Genomic DNA, 2,475 nt, shown 5'->3' with positions numbered 1-2,475 from the left:
AGGAGCTCTCAAGCTCACCTGAGTTAGTCGTAGTTGGGGAATTTCTGCTGTTGGCAAGGCTACAAATTACTGATTGATTAACCTATTATTTAATACTGATTGACAGCAGTCAAAATCGTCCAAGCATCAATCAAAAGCAGGATCAGCGTGACCGCCAATAAAATTAAATACATCCACGGTTGAGCTAGAGGGCGAATATCCGTCGTATCGATCCCTGTTTTAGCTTCTACCTGCTTGACCATGCGAGCAAATCCAACTACACGCATAGGTAGCAAATAGCCTTTTCCGGATTTACTGACAAAATAGTAAACCAGACCTCCTTGACCTGTAGTGCGACATTTCAAATCTTGCACTTCTGACCAAGGTAGCGACCAACCTTTCCGAAAAAAGCTGGGCACCCAACGAGGGTATGTTACCCCGATCGCTTGCTCATCCAATATAACCCGCTCGCTCAATGCGCCATAGAGAGCGATCGCCCCTAACCCTATTCCCAACCACAGTAGCATGGGTGGCACTGGAGCAGCTGTCACCTGGGCCAAAAACGGTAAAGGTACGGTCAGCGATACGTATAAACACAGAAGTGTCAGCCGGATTAAAGGAGAAATACGGAAAATTGATTGTTGATGCGCTGGGGTGTCGTTCGCGCTGGAAGAGTAGCTATCTGTCTGGGATTGCAACTGATTGACTGGGTAATCTGACACGGAAATATATTATTCTTTGTGCTTAGCGTTCTCATCTAGTTTAGATGACGGTTGCGTGGAAAATAGGGAAGCATCATAGTTTCTTGTCGCTTCCAGATTACGCTACAACAGCATCCCAGCTGTGAATGACGCAGACGCGAATTTTGGCGTGACTCAGTAACCTTTGGATTTGATGGATCGGCATGGTCGCGATCGCGCAATCTTTTGCCGAGAGTCTGCGAAGCTCAGACATCTGCTGGCAATACCGAGCGGCGTCACTGCGGTTGAGGAAAATCAGGGAGTAATTACCTTGGTGAGATTTTTCTACCACCGGCAAACCGTCGCCATCAATAACGAAGAAACCCAATGCCAAAGGAGAGTAAGACATATTTACACCATGAAGCATATTTAGGATAAGAATATTCAGTATATTCACTTAATCTTCTCCTAAAAGAATCGCTCCACAGAAATATCTTCATAAATCGTTAAGTAGATTTACGACTTTTACAGGCTTTCCTTATGGTAGATATTTTTGGACGACACTCCAACCAGTGAGTGAAACCAACGCAAATCCTACGAGCAGAATAATATTCGTTCCGATATGGAGAGGTCGAGCCCAAGGAAACTGGGGGCTGATTAACGTCGCACTTCCAGCCGAAAGTAGTACAAATCCCACAACAGCCAATCCAGATGGAAGGTGTATGGAATGATTTAGGCTACCGTAATGGCCTAAAGTGCCGACAATACCGATCGTCAGCAGTAGCAATACTAAAGCTACCATCGTGCCGCCAATCCAGTAGTGTAGAGGTCGCAACCAATTAGGTCGGGATCTTCTGGACTGTCTGATATAGAGCATCCAAATACCGCTCGCAGCTAGCAGCAAGTAAGCTACCAGCGAAAATCCCATAGACCAAGCGGCGATTCTCCACAACCAAATAAAATCTGGTAAATTCAAAGTGCTTTGCCCTTTGTTGAAACGAGGAATACTTTGCTCACCGGCTCTTACTTACCAATGAGCATTTTAGTTATTCCTAGCACAAAAGGGTATTATCTCATGTCTTTCTAAGATCCCTCACTCCTCCGAAAAAATAGATCTTCTGGAAGACAGAGGTCTAAATTTTTATTCTCAATCTAGCAAGAGGCTGTTTATGAAAATCCAATTTTAACTTACACCTGCTAAGGCGGGAGTTGTTAAAATTGGTGTTTTTTCTACATTTTTCCGAATTCCTTCCCACTTGGTATTTTTGTCTTTATCTTGTTCGTGCTGTTTTTGAGTAGGGGCCGTTTCAGGTTGCGGTTCATCGTTAACTCGCAAGCGATCGCAAGGTATCTTGTCTGATAAAATAGCACTTGCCATCATCCCGGAATGAATTTCTAGCACTGCCTCTGGCATTGTTTCAAACACGAGCCGTTGACCTGGAAAAACTACTCGCTCGAAATACCAGTTGGGAATGTTGCAGATCCGTGCTATCTGAACTTTGCTGGTCGCATTGACATAGCAGCAGAGAATCGCATCACCGGAGTTAGGCGGTAGGGGATCGAGTATTTGAGCCATGATTTTAAAGCAAACCTGTGCCAAAGTTGGTTACATTAAAAAACTTAACACTAGCGATCCCGACTTGCTGTAACTGCGACTACCAACTTGAAAAATTTAGTAAATCTCTATCTTCAGATAGAGATAAATTGTGTAATCTACACTACGGTTGAAGACGTTCGCTTTGCCTTGCGTTAAAGCTTCGGTCTCATAGCTGCCATCTGCCTGTCATTGGGCCATAGTGTTGGGGCACATTCAAAG

Annotated in this window: 4 protein-coding genes; all 4 read right to left on the bottom strand. The window is 44.4% G+C overall.

Annotated elements, in window-relative coordinates:
• Positions 1-89: 89 nt before the first annotated feature.
• Positions 90-614: a hypothetical protein gene (locus H6S82_RS28885; RefSeq protein WP_322111872.1), complete on the bottom strand. Its 525-nt coding sequence runs from the start codon at positions 612-614 to the stop codon at positions 90-92.
• Positions 615-798: 184 nt separating this feature from the next.
• Positions 799-1,068, bottom strand: a complete 270-nt coding sequence (locus H6S82_RS28880) for a hypothetical protein (protein ID WP_190463491.1) — start codon at positions 1,066-1,068, stop codon at positions 799-801.
• Positions 1,069-1,197: 129 nt separating this feature from the next.
• Complete coding sequence (locus H6S82_RS28875; RefSeq protein WP_190463489.1) at positions 1,198-1,635, bottom strand: DUF4079 domain-containing protein; 438 nt, start codon at positions 1,633-1,635, stop codon at positions 1,198-1,200.
• Positions 1,636-1,842: 207 nt separating this feature from the next.
• On the bottom strand, positions 1,843-2,235 hold the full coding sequence (locus H6S82_RS28870; protein ID WP_190463487.1) for a DUF1830 domain-containing protein: 393 nt from the start codon (positions 2,233-2,235) through the stop codon (positions 1,843-1,845).
• Between the last annotated feature and the right edge of the window lie 240 nt (positions 2,236-2,475).

The organism is Planktothrix sp. FACHB-1355 (assembly GCF_014748295.1).
In the GTDB taxonomy this organism is placed as follows: Bacteria; Cyanobacteriota; Cyanobacteriia; order Cyanobacteriales; family Aerosakkonemataceae; genus Aerosakkonema; species Aerosakkonema funiforme_A.
This window is presented reverse-complemented; position numbering and strand designations above follow the sequence as displayed.

Bases quoted from the DNA above. Each gene is read 5' to 3' on its own strand.
- H6S82_RS28870 (WP_190463487.1), bottom strand. From the start codon at position 2,235: ATGGCTCAAATACTCGATCCCCTACCGCCTAACTCCGGTGATGCGATT.
- H6S82_RS28880 (WP_190463491.1), bottom strand. From the start codon at position 1,068: ATGTCTTACTCTCCTTTGGCATTGGGTTTCTTCGTTATTGATGGCGAC.